Origin of the sequence: Ramlibacter sp. (assembly GCF_036676645.1) — a bacterium.
GTDB lineage: Bacteria > Pseudomonadota > Gammaproteobacteria > Burkholderiales > Burkholderiaceae_C > Ramlibacter.
This window is the reverse complement of sequence record NZ_JAKFCM010000054.1, coordinates 64,557-80,210: the sequence shown is the minus strand read 5'-3', so window position 1 is coordinate 80,210 and position 15,654 is coordinate 64,557. Positions and strand designations below refer to the sequence as shown.

At 69.0% G+C, this 15,654-nt stretch carries 11 protein-coding genes; 5 read left to right on the top strand and 6 right to left on the bottom strand.

The window, feature by feature from the left end; translation table 11 throughout:
* From V6M57_RS09060 to V6M57_RS09045, 4 genes are all read left to right on the top strand, one after another.
* Window positions 1–1,083 (top strand): PilW family protein, encoded by a 1,083-nt coding sequence (locus V6M57_RS09060; RefSeq protein ID WP_332814657.1) that lies wholly within the window; start codon window positions 1–3, stop codon window positions 1,081–1,083.
* Window positions 1,080–1,613: a pilus assembly PilX family protein gene (locus V6M57_RS09055; protein ID WP_332814656.1), complete on the top strand. Its 534-nt coding sequence runs from the start codon at window positions 1,080–1,082 to the stop codon at window positions 1,611–1,613. The genes V6M57_RS09060 and V6M57_RS09055 overlap by 4 nt, the downstream gene beginning before the upstream one ends.
* Window positions 1,588–6,285, top strand: coding sequence for a PilC/PilY family type IV pilus protein (locus V6M57_RS09050; protein WP_332814655.1), 4,698 nt, complete (start codon window positions 1,588–1,590; stop codon window positions 6,283–6,285). The genes V6M57_RS09055 and V6M57_RS09050 overlap by 26 nt, the downstream gene beginning before the upstream one ends.
* An 82-nt stretch (window positions 6,286–6,367) precedes the next feature.
* A complete protein-coding gene (locus V6M57_RS09045; RefSeq protein WP_332814654.1) occupies window positions 6,368–6,952 on the top strand; it encodes a GspH/FimT family pseudopilin in 585 nt (194 codons plus the stop codon).
* 34 nt (window positions 6,953–6,986) lie between these two features.
* On the opposite strand, the gene nrdR is transcribed toward V6M57_RS09045, so the two are convergent.
* The 3 genes from nrdR to V6M57_RS09030 form a co-directional block, all read right to left on the bottom strand.
* Window positions 6,987–7,436: a transcriptional regulator NrdR gene (nrdR, locus tag V6M57_RS09040; RefSeq protein ID WP_332814653.1), complete on the bottom strand. Its 450-nt coding sequence runs from the start codon at window positions 7,434–7,436 to the stop codon at window positions 6,987–6,989.
* A 6-nt stretch (window positions 7,437–7,442) separates the two neighbouring features.
* Window positions 7,443–8,687 (bottom strand): serine hydroxymethyltransferase, encoded by a 1,245-nt coding sequence (gene glyA, locus V6M57_RS09035; RefSeq protein WP_332814652.1) that lies wholly within the window; start codon window positions 8,685–8,687, stop codon window positions 7,443–7,445.
* 218 nt (window positions 8,688–8,905) lie between these two features.
* Complete coding sequence (locus V6M57_RS09030) at window positions 8,906–9,760, bottom strand: lytic transglycosylase domain-containing protein (RefSeq protein ID WP_332814651.1); 855 nt, start codon at window positions 9,758–9,760, stop codon at window positions 8,906–8,908.
* A 717-nt stretch (window positions 9,761–10,477) separates the two neighbouring features.
* On the opposite strand from V6M57_RS09030, the gene V6M57_RS09025 reads away from it, so the two are divergent.
* Complete coding sequence (locus V6M57_RS09025; protein WP_332814650.1) at window positions 10,478–13,351, top strand: DUF349 domain-containing protein; 2,874 nt, start codon at window positions 10,478–10,480, stop codon at window positions 13,349–13,351.
* Between the two features lie 249 nt (window positions 13,352–13,600).
* On the opposite strand, the gene V6M57_RS09020 is transcribed toward V6M57_RS09025, so the two are convergent.
* Genes V6M57_RS09020 through V6M57_RS09010 form a run of 3 tightly spaced genes read right to left on the bottom strand, consistent with a single transcriptional unit; the run spans window position 13,601 to window position 15,642 of the window.
* A complete protein-coding gene (locus V6M57_RS09020) occupies window positions 13,601–14,356 on the bottom strand; it encodes a zinc-dependent peptidase (protein ID WP_332814649.1) in 756 nt (251 codons plus the stop codon).
* Complete coding sequence (locus tag V6M57_RS09015) at window positions 14,356–15,123, bottom strand: UDP-2,3-diacylglucosamine diphosphatase (RefSeq protein ID WP_332814648.1); 768 nt, start codon at window positions 15,121–15,123, stop codon at window positions 14,356–14,358. Before V6M57_RS09015 ends, V6M57_RS09020 begins: the two co-directional genes overlap by 1 nt.
* Before the next feature lie 12 nt (window positions 15,124–15,135).
* Window positions 15,136–15,642: a peptidylprolyl isomerase gene (locus V6M57_RS09010; protein ID WP_332814647.1), complete on the bottom strand. Its 507-nt coding sequence runs from the start codon at window positions 15,640–15,642 to the stop codon at window positions 15,136–15,138.
* Window positions 15,643–15,654: the final 12 nt, after the last annotated feature.

The window sequence follows — 15,654 nt, the reverse complement described above, 5'->3', positions numbered from 1 at the left end:
ATGCATCGTCCTCCGGCTTTCGCGCGGACCCGGCAACGGGGCCTGACCCTGATCGAGTTCATGGTCTCGGTCGCCATCGGCATGCTGATCGTGGCGGCCATGGCGACGCTGATCGCCGACCAGAGCGGCGCCCGCGCCGAGGTCGACCGCTCCGGCCGCCTGATCGAGAACGGCCGCTATGCGGTCCGCGTCATGGCCGAGGAAATCCAGATGGCCGGCTACTGGGGCGAGCTGAGCGCGGCGCCGGCGGTGCCCGGTGCCTTGCCCGACCCCTGCAGCGTCGCGGTAGCCGACCTGAAATCGGCGATGGGACTGCACGTCCAGGGCTACACCCCCAATCCCCCGGCGGCAAAGGCCGGCTACAACCCGGTGGCTGCGCCGGTGCCGCCCGCTGCGCCGGGATGCCTGAACAACCTGCGACCGGGCACCGACATCCTGGTGGTGCGCCGGGTGGATCCCGACAGCAGCGACGTGGAGACGGCCGGGGCCGTCGACATCACGAAGCTCGCCAACGGCGCCAATGCCACCCGGGTGTTCCTCCAGACGGGCCTGGCCGCGGCGGGATCCTCCTTCACGCACGAGCTGGACGTCGGCGGCAACCACGCCGCATCGTTCACGCTGAAGAAGAAGGACAAGACGTCCATGGCGACGGTGCGCAAGATGGTCGTGAGGATCTTCTACGTCACCGACTGCAGCGTCTGCAGCGGGAGCAACGCCGACACCACGCCCTCGCTCAAGATGCGCGAACTGGTGGAAGGGCCGGCGCTGGGCGCCGCGATCACCCTCGCCGAGGGGGTGGAGAACCTGCAGGTCGACTACGGCGTGGATACCGACGGCGATGGCGTGCCCAATGGCGCCGACGTGGATGGCGCGGCCTTTGCCCTGGCCGATTGGCCCAACGTCATGACCGTGAAGCTGCAGCTGCTGGTGAGGAGCACCGAAACCAGTCCGTCCTACCAGGACGCCAAGACTTACGCGATGGGCACCGCCGGCACGACCGCGGCCACCAACGACGGTTTCCGGCGCCACGCCTTCGTGCAGTCGGTGCGGCTGGTCAACCCCAGCGCCAGGAGGTTGCCATGACGTCGCGCAGGCAGGCGGGCATGACGCTCATCGTCGCCCTGGTCATGCTCATCGTGCTGAGCTTGCTGGTGATATCGGCCATCCGCTTCTCGACGGTCAACCTGAAGATCGTCGGCAACGTCCAGTCCGAGACGGAGGCGACTGCAGCCGCCCAGCTGGCGCTGGAGTCGAAGGTGCAGGAGATGGTCGACTCGGAGAACCTCAGCACCATCGAGGCCGTGGCAGCGGTGAACGTGTCCACCGGCGGCGCGACCTACAAGGCCGCGGTGGAGAAGCCGGGCTGCGTCTTCACCAAGAACATCAACAACTCGGACCTCGACCCGACCAAGGCGGCCGACCAGGCGTGCTTCGAGGGAGCCGACACGGAGAAGCTGCTGGACGCGAGCGGGAACCTGACCAATGCCCCGACCGCCTGCAAGGACCAGCAATGGGACGTCAGCGCCTCGGTGGCCGATGCCGCCACGGGGGCCAAGGTCACGGTGCTGCAAGGGGTCGCGGTGCGGGTTGGCGCACACGTCACCTGTCCGTGATTTGTCGGGGGCTTGCGCCCCATGGAGCTCTCGCATGAAGAAGATTCAGGGATTCCTGTTCGCCCTCGCACTGGCGCTGGCCGGCTTCTCGGCCGGGCTGCGTGCCGAGGACATCGACATCTACGTCGACAACGCCTCCACGGCCGGCGTGCCGAACGTGCTGTTCGTCATCGACAACGGCGCCAACTTCAGCGCGAATGCCAAGATCGGATGCGCCGCCTACGGCGGCACCACGGAGCCGCCTTCGCTGGGCACGAGCACGGGCGCGGGCATCCTGCAATGCGCGCTGGTCGACGCGATCGGCTCGCTGCCGGACGGCTCGATGAACATCGGTGTCCTGGTGTCCAACGGCAACGACTTCGCGAACGACGTCCGCGCGCCGGGCGACCGTGCCTACCACGAGACGTGCCCGAGCGACCTGGGCGGCTGCCTGGTGCGCAAGCTCACCCTGATGACGGCCACCGACAAGGCCAGCCTGGTGCGGTTCATCAAGTCCTGGACGGACAACGGCCAGAACGACGCCAATCGCTTCAATGTCAAGGTCAATACGGCGCTGCCCGGGTCCATGATGCAGGAGGCCTGGGCCTACTTCAACGGCAAGACCGGCATGTCGGGCATGAGCTATCCGACTTCCCTGCTGGGAACCGGTTGCCAGAAGAACTTCATCATCTACATCGCCAACACGGAAAAGGAGCCGGCGACCGGCGAGAGCCCGTCCCCCTTCGACGGTGCGAACGGGCTCACGTCCGCCCAGGTCGGTGCGACCGAGGACCAGCGGCGCGAAATCTTCGAAAGCGTGGCGTTCAACCCGGCGACTTGCCAGGTCACGAGCATGGCGCCAGGCACCAGCGCCAGCTCCTGGAACAAGAACTGGGCCGACGAGTGGGCGCGGCTGATGTACGAGCAGGACGGCGGCGCCGGTGATGCCGAGGGCAGCCAGAACATCATCACCTACACCGTCGGCATCACCAACGACCAGACCTGTACGGCGGCGTATTCGGCCCTGTTGACCACCATGGCCAAGTACGGCCGGGGCAAGCATTTCAAATCGAGCAACGTCTCCGAGCTATTGACTGCCCTGGCCACCATCCTCAACGAGGTCCAGGCCGTCAACAGCGTGTTCTCTTCCGCCAGCCTTCCCGTCAGCGTCAACGCCGAGGGCAGCTTCCTGAACCAGATCTTCCTCGGCATGTTCCGTCCCGACGCCACCGCCGCGCCCCGCTGGATGGGCAACCTCAAGCAGTACAAGCTGGTGCGCAGCTCGGCGGGCAACCTGGTGATGGGCGATGCCGACGGCAACCCGGCGATCAGCTCGGCGGGAACGGGCTTTCTCAGCCCGACGGCCGTGAGCCTGTGGACCAGCAAGGACACCACGACCGCGCCCGACAACCTCGGCGGCTTCTTCGTGAACGACCCGAAGGGCACGCCCAAGGGGCCGTTCGACAAGCCCGATGGCGAGGTGGTGGAAAAGGGCGGCGTCGCCCAGCAGCTGCGCCTGGCCAGCCTGACGTCCACCTTCTCGGGTGCCGGGAATACCTCCAGCAACCCGCGGCGGCTCTACACCTACTGTCCGGCCGGCACTTCCTGCGTTTCGTCGTTGACGGACCCTGCCAACGACTTCTCCACCGCCAACGCCGCCATTGCGTTCAACGCCTTCGGTTCGGCCACTTCCGTGCCGATCGCCTCGATCGTCCGTACCGGCACCAACGCCTTGGTGACCACCAGCGGGAATCACGGGTTCACCAGCGGGAGCACGATCACGATCAGCAACGCGACGCAGACCGAATACAACGTGACCCAGACCCTGACGGCGACCACGGTCAACGGCTCGACGACGTTCACCATCACCGGGCTGCCCGATTACCCGACGACGCCATCGCAGGGGACGTACACCATCGCGACCGTCTCCGGCACGTCCATGCCGATCGCGTCCATGTCCCGCAGCAGCAACGACACCAGCACGGCGAACGAAGAGCTGGTTACGGTCAGGACCGCGGCAGTGCACGGCTTCACCACTGCATCCGACATCGTCATCACGGGCGCCACGCCGCCCCAGTTCAACTTCTCGGGCAGACCCGAAAGCGCTTCTGGCGACACCCTGACCTTCCGCATCGCCATCGAGCCGCCCGCCTCGAACGCGAACAGCTACCATGTCACGCTCAGCCCGACCGCCAACCCTCCGCTGACCTACGTGGAGCTGACCAATCCCGCCGCCGGTCAGATCAACGGTGACACCAAGGGCGGCAGCCACAACCTGCACGCCGGACAGACGATCAAGATCTCCGGACTGCCCAACGGCAGCAAGTACGGTGGCACCTTCACGATCGCCTCGGTCCCGACCCCGACCACCTTCACCATCACCGGGCTGGGCAATTCCGTCGACAAATTGGGCGGCGCCTTCGGCACGATCGAACCCGATACCACCACGGCCACGACCATCGTTGCCGGAAACATTGCCCGCACTGGGACTGCTGCGACCGGCACGGCGACGATCACCGGTCTCACCTCGAGCAAGTTCGGCGCCGTAGCGGGCGACACCAAGGTGGTCCGGATCTCCAAGTCGGGCGGCACCGCCGTGAACGAGGACGCCTTCACGGACGGTAACCGCGACGTCACGATCACCTGCAAGAACACGGGCTGCACGTCGGCCAGCTACAAGGTGGTGATTTCGCCGGCCGTCACGGCAGCCGGCGCAGGCATGACCGTCTCACCGGCAGGGGTGGGCAGCGTCAATGTTCCGGCCGGCTCGATCACGCGCAGCGGCACGACCGCGACCGTGGGCAACCTGACGGCCAACCTGTTCGGTGTCGCGGTGGGGGCGACGAAGGAGGTCAGCATCTCGGCCGTGGGCACGGCCTTGAGCAGCGAGTCGGATTACCTCGGGAAGTGGACGATCACCTGTGCCAACGCGTCCTGCACCAGCGCGACCTTCGGGCCGGTGGCGCTGACGCCGGCCACGCCGGCCACCGGCACCAACATGCAGGTCTACAGCGGCTCGACGCCGCCCGACCGCGACACCGTCGTGAAGTGGGTGCGCGGAATGGACAACCAGGGGGACGAGAAGGGGCCGGGTTCGACCGTCACCGTCCGGCAGTCGATCCACGGCGACGTGCTGCACTCGCGCCCCCTGGTGGTCAACTACGGCGATTCACGCGGCATCGTGGTCTTCTACGGTTCGAACGACGGCGTGTTCCGGGCCATCAACGGCAATGAGACCGATGCGATCGGGTCCGTGCCCGCGGGCGGCGAGCTCTGGGGCCTGGTCCTTCCGGAGCACTACACCCTGCTGAACCGGTTGCGCGTGAACTCGCCGGAATTGAAGCTGCCGGAGTCCTTCCTGAGCACGGCTCGACCGAAGAACTACTTCGTCGACGGGCCGACCGGCGCCTACCAGACGCTCAAGGCCGACGGGACGATCGACAAGGCGGTCCTGTACCTGACCATGCGCCGCGGCGGCCGCTTCCTGTACGCAGTGGACGTCAGCACGCCGACCGACCCCAAGGTGCTCTGGCGGATCAGCAGCGATGACGTCGGCTTCGAGGAGCTCGGCCAGACTTGGTCGCGGCCGCGCCTGACCGTGCTGCAGGACCTGAACGATGCCTCCGATCCGCCCCGGCCGGTGCCCGTCCTGGTGTTCGGGGCCGGCTACGACACGGCCCAGGATAGCGAGCCGCCGGCCGCCGACACGATGGGCCGCGGGCTGTTCGTGATCAATGCCCGGACCGGCGCGCTGATCTGGTCGGCCAGCCGAAGCTGCAGTGCGGCCTTGGCGACCTGCCGCAACGTCCCGGAGATGAACTGGTCGATTCCTTCGGAAATCGGTTTCGTCGACCGGGACGGCAATGGCCGGACGGACAAGTTCTATTTCGGCGACATGGGCGGCAACCTGTGGCGCGCCGACGTGGCCGGTGCGGTGAGTACCTGGAAGGTGACCCGCGTCGCGCAACTGGGTTGCGAGAGCGGGGTCTGTGCCAGCGGAACCACGCCGCGCAAGTTCTTCTACCCACCCTCTGTGCTGAGCGTCCACAAGGCGGGCGAGGTCGGCTCCTACGAGATGCTGTCGATCAGTTCGGGTGACCGCGAGCACCCGTTGAGGAACCTGGCGACCGGATCCTCGTACAACGTCAAGGACCGCTTCTTCATGGTCAAGGACCTGGGCACCACGGTCGGCGCCCCGGTTGGAGCACCGAGCACGCAGAACGTCGTCCCGAACGACCTCGAGAACATCGCCAGCGAGCTCTATGTCGATGCCAGCAGCAAGAAGGGCTTCTACGTCGGGTTCGCGACCGGCGAGAAGGGCGTCAACGCTCCCCTTGCGGTGAACGGCCAGATCTTCTTTGCGACGAACCGGCCCGTCGATCGCAGCAAGACCTGCGCGGCAAACCTCGGTGAAGCCAAGGCCTATGCCGTGAGCCCGTTCGACGGGTCCAGGGCCTCCAATGTCCTGGCCGGCGGCGGCATGCCTCCGAGTGCCGTGACCGGCATCATCAACATCGTGAGCCGGAATGCGGACGGCACCACGACCACCAGCCAGGAAAAGTTCTGCATCGGCTGCGGCCTGCCTGGCAAGGATCCGAGCCAGGAGCCCCCGTGCAACTCCGCACTGGAGAACTGCAACGTGGGCAAGTCCATTCCGAAGAATCTGCGCCGCACCTACTGGTACAAGAAATAGGCTCTTTTTGGGTGAAGGGTTCACAGGCAACATGTGAACCCGTAGCCTGGGGCCTCTGCTCCCGCGTGCCTAGAGTGCGCGGATGCCCAAGTTCGCCGATTCCGCCGGAACGGCCTCACCCGTCCTCGCGGGTGAGGCCGGGTACACGCTGGTCGAACTGCTCGTAGCGGTCGCACTGATCGCGGTGGCGGCGGGGTGGGGTATACCCGCCTTCAGCGCCTGGACTGCCTCCGCTCGCGTGACCTCCGCCGCCAATGAGATGCTTGGAGCCATCCTCTTCACGCGCAGCGAGGCGATGAAGCGGCGGCATCGGGTCGTGCTCTGCAAGTCTGCGGACGGCGAATGGTGCGCCACGACCGGTGATTGGCGGCAGGGCTGGATGATATTCGATGACCCGGATGGAAACGGACTGCGTTCGGCTGCGGAAGAGTTGCTGCATCGCAGGCAGGGGCTTGGCACTTCCGTGCGACTGAAGGGCAATGGCTCCGTGGCCGGCTACGTGTCGTATGCACCGGACGGCGCCACCCGGCTCGTCGGAGGTGGGTTCCAGGCGGGCACGCTCACCGTGTGCGACTCGTCGCAGGACGCGTCGATTGGCCGGCAGATCGTCATCAATGCCAACGGCCGGCCCCGCATACAGAGCGTGGCCATCGAGTCGTGCCTCTGAGGCCGCGCCGGGGCCGGCCCGGCCGAATGCCTGGCTATTTCCGGATCTCGTCGACCACAGTCTTGAACTCGTCGATATCCTCGAAGCTGCGGTAAACGCTGGCGAAGCGCACGTAGCCGACCTTGTCCAGCTTCTTGAGCTCGCGCATCACCAGTTCGCCGATGCGGGTGCTGGGCACTTCGCGCTGCCCCAGGTTGAGCAGCTTTTCCTCGATGCGCTCGACGGCGGCGTCCACCTGCTCGGTGCTGACCGGGCGCTTGCGCAGCGCCAGGTTCATGGAGGCCCGCAGCTTGCCGCTGTCGTACTCGATGCGGCGGCCGTCCTTCTTGACCACGGCCGGAAAGCTCACCTCCGGCCGCTCGTAGGTGGTGAAGCGCTTCTCGCAGTGGGCGCACTGGCGTCGCCGGCGGATGAAGTCCCCTTCCTCCGAGACGCGCGTTTCCACCACCTGGGTGTCGACGTTGCCGCAGAAGGGGCACCTCATCGCGGATCAGCGGTAGACCGGGAAGCGGCCGGTGAGGGCGTTCACCTTCTCCCGCACGGCCGCGATGTTGGCGGGGTCGCGCGGGTTGTCCAGCACGTCGGCGATCAGGTTCGCGGTCAGCCGAGCCTCATCCTCCTTGAACCCGCGGGTCGTCATGGCCGGCGTGCCGATGCGCACGCCGCTGGTGACCATGGGCTTTTCCGGGTCGTTCGGGATGGCGTTCTTGTTGATGGTCATGTGGGCCTGGCCCAGCACCGCCTCGGCTTGCTTGCCGGTGATGCCCTTGGCGCGCAGGTCCACCAGCATCACATGGCTCTCGGTGCGGCCGCTGACGATGCGCAGGCCCCGCTCGACCAGCGTCTCGGCCACCACGCGTGCGTTCTTCGCCACCTGTTCCTGGTAGGCCTTGAACTCGGGCTGCAGGGCTTCCTTGAGCGCGACCGCCTTGGCCGCGATCACGTGCATCAGGGGGCCGCCCTGCAGGCCGGGGAAGATGGCGCTGTTGATCGCCTTCTCGTGCTCGGCCTTCATCAAAATCAGCCCGCCGCGCGGCCCGCGCAGGCTCTTGTGGGTGGTGGTGGTCACCACGTCGGCATGCGGGACCGGGTTGGGGTAGATGCCGGCGGCGATCAGCCCGGCGTAGTGGGCCATGTCCACCATGAAGACGGCGCCGATCTCCCGGGCGATGCGGGCGAAGCGCTCGAAGTCGATGCGCAGCGAGTAGGCCGAGGCACCGGCGATGATCAGCTTGGGCCGGGCCTCGCGCGCCTTGCGCTCCATCGCCTCGTAGTCGATCGCCTCCTGCGCGTCGAGGCCGTAGCTCACCACGTTGAACCACTTGCCGCTCATGTTCAGCGCCATGCCGTGGGTGAGGTGGCCGCCTTCGGCCAGGCTCATCCCCATGATGGTGTCGCCCGGCTTCAGGAAGGCCAGGAACACCGCCTCGTTGGCCTGCGCGCCGGAGTGCGCCTGCACGTTGGCCGCCTCGGCCCCGAACAGCTGTCTGGCGCGGTCGATCGCCAGCTGCTCGGCGACGTCGACGTACTCGCAGCCGCCGTAGTAGCGCTTGCCGGGGTAGCCCTCGGCGTACTTGTTGGTCAGCTGGGTGCCCTGCGCGGCCATCACCGCCGGGGAGGCGTAGTTCTCGCTGGCGATCAGCTCGATGTGCTCTTCCTGGCGGCGGTTCTCGGCGACGATCGCGGCCCAGAGCTCGGGGTCGGTTTGCTCGATGAGGATGTTGCGGTGGTACATGCGGCAGTCCTTACAGACATGGTCCCTGTGATGCACGAGGGCTGCCCAGGCGAACGGCGGATCGCGGGTTGTGGCGCCATGGCAGGTCGCTGCATGGCGCAAGATGTCCTTCCCGCGGCACGCTCCCCGGTGGTGGCCCACGTCAGCGCGGGCGGCCCGGAGCGGGCGCCGCGCCTATCGCCAGTCGCGTGCGGGGGAAAGTGTAGCCGAGCGCCGGCTCAGGGGCCCGACAGGGCCGCCACCTTTTCGGCTTCGGCCGGGTCCGGCCGGGCGCCCAATGCGGGCGCCAGCGTGCGGAGGGGCGTGATGGGCGGCGGCGTGAACACCGGCACGGCGCGGCCGGCGGCGACCTGCTGCAGGCGCAGGTGCTCAGCCATCACCTTGTCGGCATAGCCGCCATCGTCGGGCAGGTGGGCGGCGCCCACGTAGAACTTCAGGCCCGCCTGCAGCGATCCGGCGCGCTGGATGCACTCCTGCAGCACCTTGACCCCCACCCGCAGGTTGGTGACCGGGTCGAAGGCCGCCAGCTTGCCGCCGAACACCTCGTACTTGTCGGTGTGCACCCGGGTCATCACCTGCATCAGGCCCTGCGCGCCGACCGAGCTCTGGGCGAAGGGGTTGAATCCGGACTCCACCGCCATGACCGCCAGGATCAGGGTGGGGTCGAGCTTGGCGCGGCTGCCGGCTTGCCAGGCCTCGGCCACCAGGGCGCTGATCGGCTCCGGTGCGACGCGGTACTTGCGCGAGAGCCAATAGGCCACCGCCGCCTGCTGCTTGGGAAGATCCTTGGGGTTGGCCGCGGTGGCGCGGTCGATGGCGTCCAGGTCGGGCACCATGCCCAGCGCAGCGATCTGCCGCTCCTGCAGCCAGCTCATGAGTTGCGACTCGCCGGCCTGCCGCAGGTCGGGGCGGGCGGTCAGTGCGGCCAGGGCGACGACCACGGCCACGCCCACCAGCGCGAGGCCGTTGTGGGTGATCTCGAAAAAGCCTTGCGCCACATCTGCGGCGAAGGTCCGCAGGGCACGGGCTGCTTTTGCCTGCGTGGCGCGGGCCACTTTTCCTGACGCTGTCATAGCACTCCTTTCTACGCGCGGGCCGGGGCCGGGCTGCCGGTTCGGCAGCAGGGTCCGTCGGTCTCCTCGTTTGGATTGGTACGCCATCGGAATGCACGGGCTCCTTTCAGGGCCTCAGCGGCAGTTCCGACTTCGCCGGGTTCGGCAGCGGTTCGGGTTCTCCCCTAGCTCAGCGGCGGGGGGTGGCGAATTCTAGAAGTCGTCCAAATAACTAGTCAAGAATGATAAAGTTAATCTTTATTCCGATTCTTGCAATATGAATCCTTGATTTACGCGCTTCGTCCTGCCGAGCCTTGTCGGACGTGAACGGTGTCCCGCGTCGGATTCTCCGGACAGGGCCGGCGGCCCTGTCAATGTGGCAGGCGCAATCGACGGGCAGCGGACCATTGAGAAAGCGGTCTTGCTTTCGGAGGGCCGGGCCCCTAACTTGAAGGCACCCGAGCAATCGGGCCCTTGTACCGGGACTTCCCCGCTTCGTGCGCAGGTTCCGGTCAATCCTGGGAGCAATCTCTTGCTCCCGGTGCCGACTGGGACCATTGACCTCCCGCGGCACGCCCCGACGGCCGGACTTGCGCCGCCGTCAAGCCCGGCAGATGGCTTCAGGCCGCTGCCGGGCTTTCTCGTTTGCGCGCCCGCAAGGGGCCGGGGCGAATCGCGGCGAGAATACGCGCCGGCCCCCGCGCATGCGAGGGCGTGTTTTTTTCCAGTCCGACCGAAGTGACCCAAGCCAGCCTCCGATCCTCCGACACCCAGGCGCTCGATGCGCTGACCGGTGGTGCCTTTACCGCGCCCACCTCGGGCGAGCGCGCCGCGCGCCTGCGCGAGTGGCTCGCCGGCGACCCGAGCGCCGAGCAGATGCAGGAGGTGTTCCGTGAACTGAGCGCCCGCGACAAGGGTGCGGCCCGCGTGCTGCGCGAGCGCCTCGACGAGATCAAGCGGGCCCGTGGCCAGGAGGCGATCGCGGCCGAGTGGTCCCAGAAGGCCGAAGCGCTGCTGGGGCAGCCGCGCCTGAACATCGCCGACGCGATGGCCTGGCAGCGCGACGCGGCCAAGGCCGGCGCGCCCCTGAGCCGCGAGCCGCTGGCTGGCCTGAAGGCCCGGCTGGCCGAGCGGGTCAAGGGAATCGAGGACCTGCAGCACCGGGTGCAGGTGCAACGCGAGGCGGCTGTCCTGCTGGCCCAGCGCATCGAGGTCCTGTCCACCAAGCCCTGGCGCGAAGCCCAGGCGGCCGCCGACGCCTTGCGTGCCGACGTGCCCGACTGGCAGGGCCAGGCCGAAGCCCTGGTCGCCGACGCCAACTGGCCCAGCGTGGACGCGCGCTTCCCGCCCCTGCTGGAAGCCTCGCGCACCCAGTTGCAGGTGGTCTGGGATGCGTTCCAGGGCGCGCTGGCGCAGGCCGTGGCCGCCGACGTCGATCCCGCCGCACCGCTGCCGCCGGTGCCGGTCTGGGCCGACGAACTGCGCGCGGCCCGCGGCCTTCCGGTGGAGGCCGCGCCGGCTGCGGCCAAGCCCAAGGTCGATCCGGAGCTCCGGGCCAAGGCCGCCGAAGCGGTCGGCGCAGCGATCGCCCGGCTGGAACAGGAAATCGCCCAGGGGCACGGCAAGGGCAGCGCGGGCGCCGCGGCCGCCCTGCGGGCCGCGCTGAAGGAGCATGCCAGGCTGCTCGACGACAAGCTGGAGAACCAGGCGCATGCGCTGCTGGCCTCGGCCGGCGAACTGGAAGGCTGGCAGCGTTGGCGCGCCGACCAGCTGCGCCAGGAACTGGTCGCCAAGGCCGAGGCTTTGTTCGAGCCCGTGGCGCCCGCAAAGGCGCCGGCGCCGGTCGCCGGATCGGGAGCGCCCGCTACCGATGCAAGCGCTGCGGCGAGCGAAGAAGGATCGCCCGCACCGGAGGAGGGCGCTGCCGCGCCGGTGGCCGCGTCCGCCGCCGGCAGTGCCGGGCAGACGACGCCGGCCCCAGCCGAAGCGCTGCAGCGCAAGCCCCGCTACGGCGGCCGCAAGATGCAGGAGCAGCTGCGTGCGCTGCGCGAGCAATGGAAGCAGGTCGACCAGGGCGGCCCACCCAACCATGCGTTGTGGAAGCGTTTCGACGAGGCTTGCAACGAGGCCTACAAGGTGGTCGAAGCCTGGCTGGACAAGATCAAGGCCGAGGCCGCCGAGAACCGTGCCCAGCGGATGGCGCTGATCCAGGAGGTGCAGGCCTGGGCCGCGCAGAACACCGCGGCGGCAGGCGACGACTGGAAGGGCTTCAACCGCGCCATCCACCAGTTCGAATCGCGCTGGCGCGAGGCCGGCCACCTGGGCGAGAAGGCCTTCGCCGAACTGCAGCCGCAATGGAAGCAGGCCATCCAGGCGGCCGAGGCGCCGCTGGCGGCCGCGCAGAAGCAGAGCGTGGAGCGGCGCCACGCCATGATCGAAGAGGCCAGGGTGCTGGGCGCCGGAGCGCCACTGCGCATCGATGCGGTCAAGGCCTTGCAGCAGCGCTGGCAGGCCGAGGCCCAGGCCGTGCCGCTGGACCGCAAGCACGAGCAGAAACTCTGGGATGCCTTCCGCCGGCCGATCGACGAGGCCTTCAACCGCAAGAGCGAGGAACGCGAGCGCGCCGCCGCCGCGCTGAGCGAACGTGACCGTGCGGTGCTCGAGTCCTCGAAGGCGCTGGAGGCGGCCAATGCGAGCGGCGACGCCAATCGCATCCGGTCCGCGATGGCGGCGCTGGATGCGGCACTGAAGGGACAGGCGCAGGCACGGGCCGACCAGGCCCGGGCGCAGGCCGCCGCCGCGCCGCAAGGCGAGGGCGCAGGCGCGCCGGTGCCGGAGGGTCCCGGCGAGAGCGCGACGGCGGCCGAATCGGCCTCCGGCGAAGCGGTGCCGGCCGGGGAGCCCGCGGCTCCCGCCGAGTCGCCGGCAGCGCCCGCGAAGCCGGCGCCCAAGCCGGTGATCGCCATGCGGGGCGACGACCGCCCGGGCATGAAGCGCGCGGAGCCCCAGCCCGCCGGCCGCGGCGGCAAGTTCGGCGACCGGCGGCCGGGGAGTCCGGGCGCAGCCCGCTTCGGCGATCGCGGCAGCGAGCGGCCGGGCCGCGAAGGCGGTCGGGGCGGACGCTTCGGCGACCGCCAGGCGGACGACCGCGGCCCGCGCCTGGGCGACGTCGCGTTCCGCGCCCAGCGCGATGCGCTGGAGCACGCCCAGCAGGCCCTGCGGAAACTGGCCGCGCAGGCGCACGGCGAGGCCCTGACCCAACTGCTGGCCGCCTGGGAGCAGCGCTCGGCCGAGCAAGTCCCCAGCCAGAGCGAGCTGGGCCGGGCGGTCACCCCGGCGATCCGCGGCGCCTGGGTCAAGGCCCTGCAAGCCGCGCCGGCGGGCGAAGCGGGCGAGGCTCTGCTGCGCCTGGAGATCGCGGCCGAGGCGCCGACCCCGGCCGAGCAGGTCGCGGCACGGCGGCAGTTGCAACTGCAGCTGCTGACCCGGCGCAACGATCCCTCGCCGGCCCAGACCTGGGGCGAGGACGCGGCGCGCGTGCTCGCGAGTTCGCATGAGGCTGGCGCGGCGCGGCGGCTGCAGAACGTGCTGAAGGTGCTGCTGCGCGGGTAAGCAGGCACAAAGCCTGCAGGCCATGTCATTGCGGCCTTGAGCCGCAATCCATCACCCGTGCCCTGCGTGCGCGCAGTGTTGTGTCCAGGCGGTGGGAGATGGATCCCGGCTTTGCGCCGGGATGACAAGCGGGCGAAGCGCTTGGGCCCGGCCCCGGAACGACAAGCGGGGCGAAGCGCTTGGGCCCGGCCCCGGAATGGCAAGCGGGGCGAAGCGCTTGCACCTGGCCCCGGAAAGGACCCGTCGCGCTTACGGCCGGCCGAGGAAAAACCTGTCGAACAGCGCCAGCAGCGCCGGGAACTCCTGCCCGAACCGGGTCCGGTTGACGAAGTAGGCCTCGCCCGCCACCGCGAAGAACTCGCCGGGGTTCTCGGCGCCGTACGGGTCCAGCCAGGGCGGCTCGCCGCCGAAGCGCTCCGCGATGACGACCTTCTCGCGGAAGCGCCCGTATTCGCCGTCGAAGACCGCACGCCACTGCCGCCGCCGTTGCGCGGGCAGCGGCGGGCAGCCGTCCGGCGCGCCGTCGCGCATGTCGATCTTGTGGATGAATTCGTGGATCACGACGTTGTAGCCCTGGTCCGCTGAGGCGCCGGCATCCTGCACGTCGCGCCAGCTGAGCATGACCGGGCCGCGCTCCATGGCTTCGCCGGCCAGGACTTCCTCCCATTCGTGGACCACGCCGGCCTCGTCCTGTGCGCTGCGGCGCGCCACCACCTGGTCGGGATGCACGACGATGCCGACGAAGTCGTCGTACCAGCGCAGGCCCAGGTGCAGCACGGGCAGCACCGCCTGGGCGGCCACGGCGACGGCCAGTTCGTCGGTGATGAGCAGCCCCTGGGCGCCATGGAACTCCTTGGCTTGCAGGAACTGCGCCGCGAGGTCGCGCAATTGCGTGCGCTCGTCGGTGGACCGGGCAGCCAGGAACGGGTAGGCGGAGAGCACCTGCCGCCACAGGGGATCCGGGATGGGAGGCGCCGCGCGGCGGCGCCGCCACCAGCCGAACATCAGGCCAGGGGCAGGCGCCGCCAGGCGCCGCCGCAGGACAGGCGAAGCGCTTCGGCGCGCGGCGGCGCCGCGGCGAGGTCCCAGTCCGTCAGCACGATCCTTTGCAGGCCGTCACCCAGGTCGTGGTCCGCGGGCTTGTGCGTGTGGCCATGGACCAGCGTGCCGGCCCGCGCCGCACGCAGCCAGGCTCGCGCCTCGCCGGCATCCACGTCGGCATGGGGTGCGCCGGACCGCTTGCGCTCTTCGCTTTGCGCACGCAGCTGCCGGGCGACCGCCTGCCGTTCGCCCAGCGGCCGCGCGAGGAAATCGCGCTGCCAGCGGGGCGCCCGCACCTGCTCGCGAAAGCGCAGGTACTCGGTGTCGTCCACGCAGAGCAGGTCGCCATGGCTGACCAGCCAGCGCCGGCCGCCGAAGCCCAGGACGGTGGGATCGGCCAGCAGGCGCACGCCGGTGGCCGCGGCGAGGGCCTGGCCGACCAGGAAATCGCGGTTGCCGTGCAGGAAGAACACCGGTTGTCGGGCGCAAGCCGCGCGCAGGACCGCCGCGCAGTCGGCCTCGAATCCCGGCTCGTCCAAAATGTCGTCCCCCGGCCAGGCCTCGAACAGGTCGCCCAGGATGAACACCGCGTCGGCCGGCCCGGACGCCAGGTAGCGGCGCCAGGCGTCGAAGGTGCCGGGTTCGTCCTGCTGCAGGTGCAGGTCGGAGATGAAATCGACGCAGCGCCAGCCGGGGTCGGCGGTGAGCTCGGCGAAGGTCGGCAGCGCCAATGCCGCCCGTCGTCAGGCGACGACGGCCTTCTCGATCACGACGTCCTGCTGCGGCACGTCGTCGTGGAAGCCCTTGCGGCCGGTCTTCACGCCCTTGATGCGGTCGACCACGTCGGTGCCGCCGACCACCTTGCCGAACACCGCGTAGCCCCAGCCCTGCGGATTGGGCGCGCGATGGTTGAGGAAGTCGTTGTCGGCGACATTGATGAAGAACTGCGCGCTGGCCGAATGCGGGTCGTTGGTGCGCGCCATCGCCACCGTGTAGCGGTCGTTCCTGAGCCCGTTGCTGGCCTCGTTCTGGATCGGCGCGTCGGTGGGCTTCTGGCTCATGCCGGGCGCGAAGCCGCCGCCCTGGACCATGAAGCCGTCGATCACGCGGTGGAAGATGGTGCCGTCGTAGTGGCCCTTCTTCACGTAGGCGAGGAAGTTCTCCACCGTCTTCGGTGCCTTGGCCTCGTCGAGTTCGAGGGTGATGACGCCGTGTCCGGCAACGTGCAGGTCGACCTTGGGGTTGGGCATGGGATCTTTCTC

Coding starts and splice junctions, on each gene's coding strand:
- V6M57_RS09060 (WP_332814657.1), top strand. CDS start 1: ATGCATCGTCCTCCGGCTTTCGCGCGGACCCGGCAACGGGGCCTGACC.
- V6M57_RS09055 (WP_332814656.1), top strand. CDS start 1,080: ATGACGTCGCGCAGGCAGGCGGGCATGACGCTCATCGTCGCCCTGGTC.
- V6M57_RS09045 (WP_332814654.1), top strand. CDS start 6,368: ATGCCCAAGTTCGCCGATTCCGCCGGAACGGCCTCACCCGTCCTCGCG.
- nrdR (WP_332814653.1), bottom strand. CDS start 7,436: ATGAGGTGCCCCTTCTGCGGCAACGTCGACACCCAGGTGGTGGAAACG.
- glyA (WP_332814652.1), bottom strand. CDS start 8,687: ATGTACCACCGCAACATCCTCATCGAGCAAACCGACCCCGAGCTCTGG.
- V6M57_RS09030 (WP_332814651.1), bottom strand. CDS start 9,760: ATGACAGCGTCAGGAAAAGTGGCCCGCGCCACGCAGGCAAAAGCAGCC.
- V6M57_RS09020 (WP_332814649.1), bottom strand. CDS start 14,356: ATGTTCGGCTGGTGGCGGCGCCGCCGCGCGGCGCCTCCCATCCCGGAT.
- V6M57_RS09010 (WP_332814647.1), bottom strand. CDS start 15,642: ATGCCCAACCCCAAGGTCGACCTGCACGTTGCCGGACACGGCGTCATC.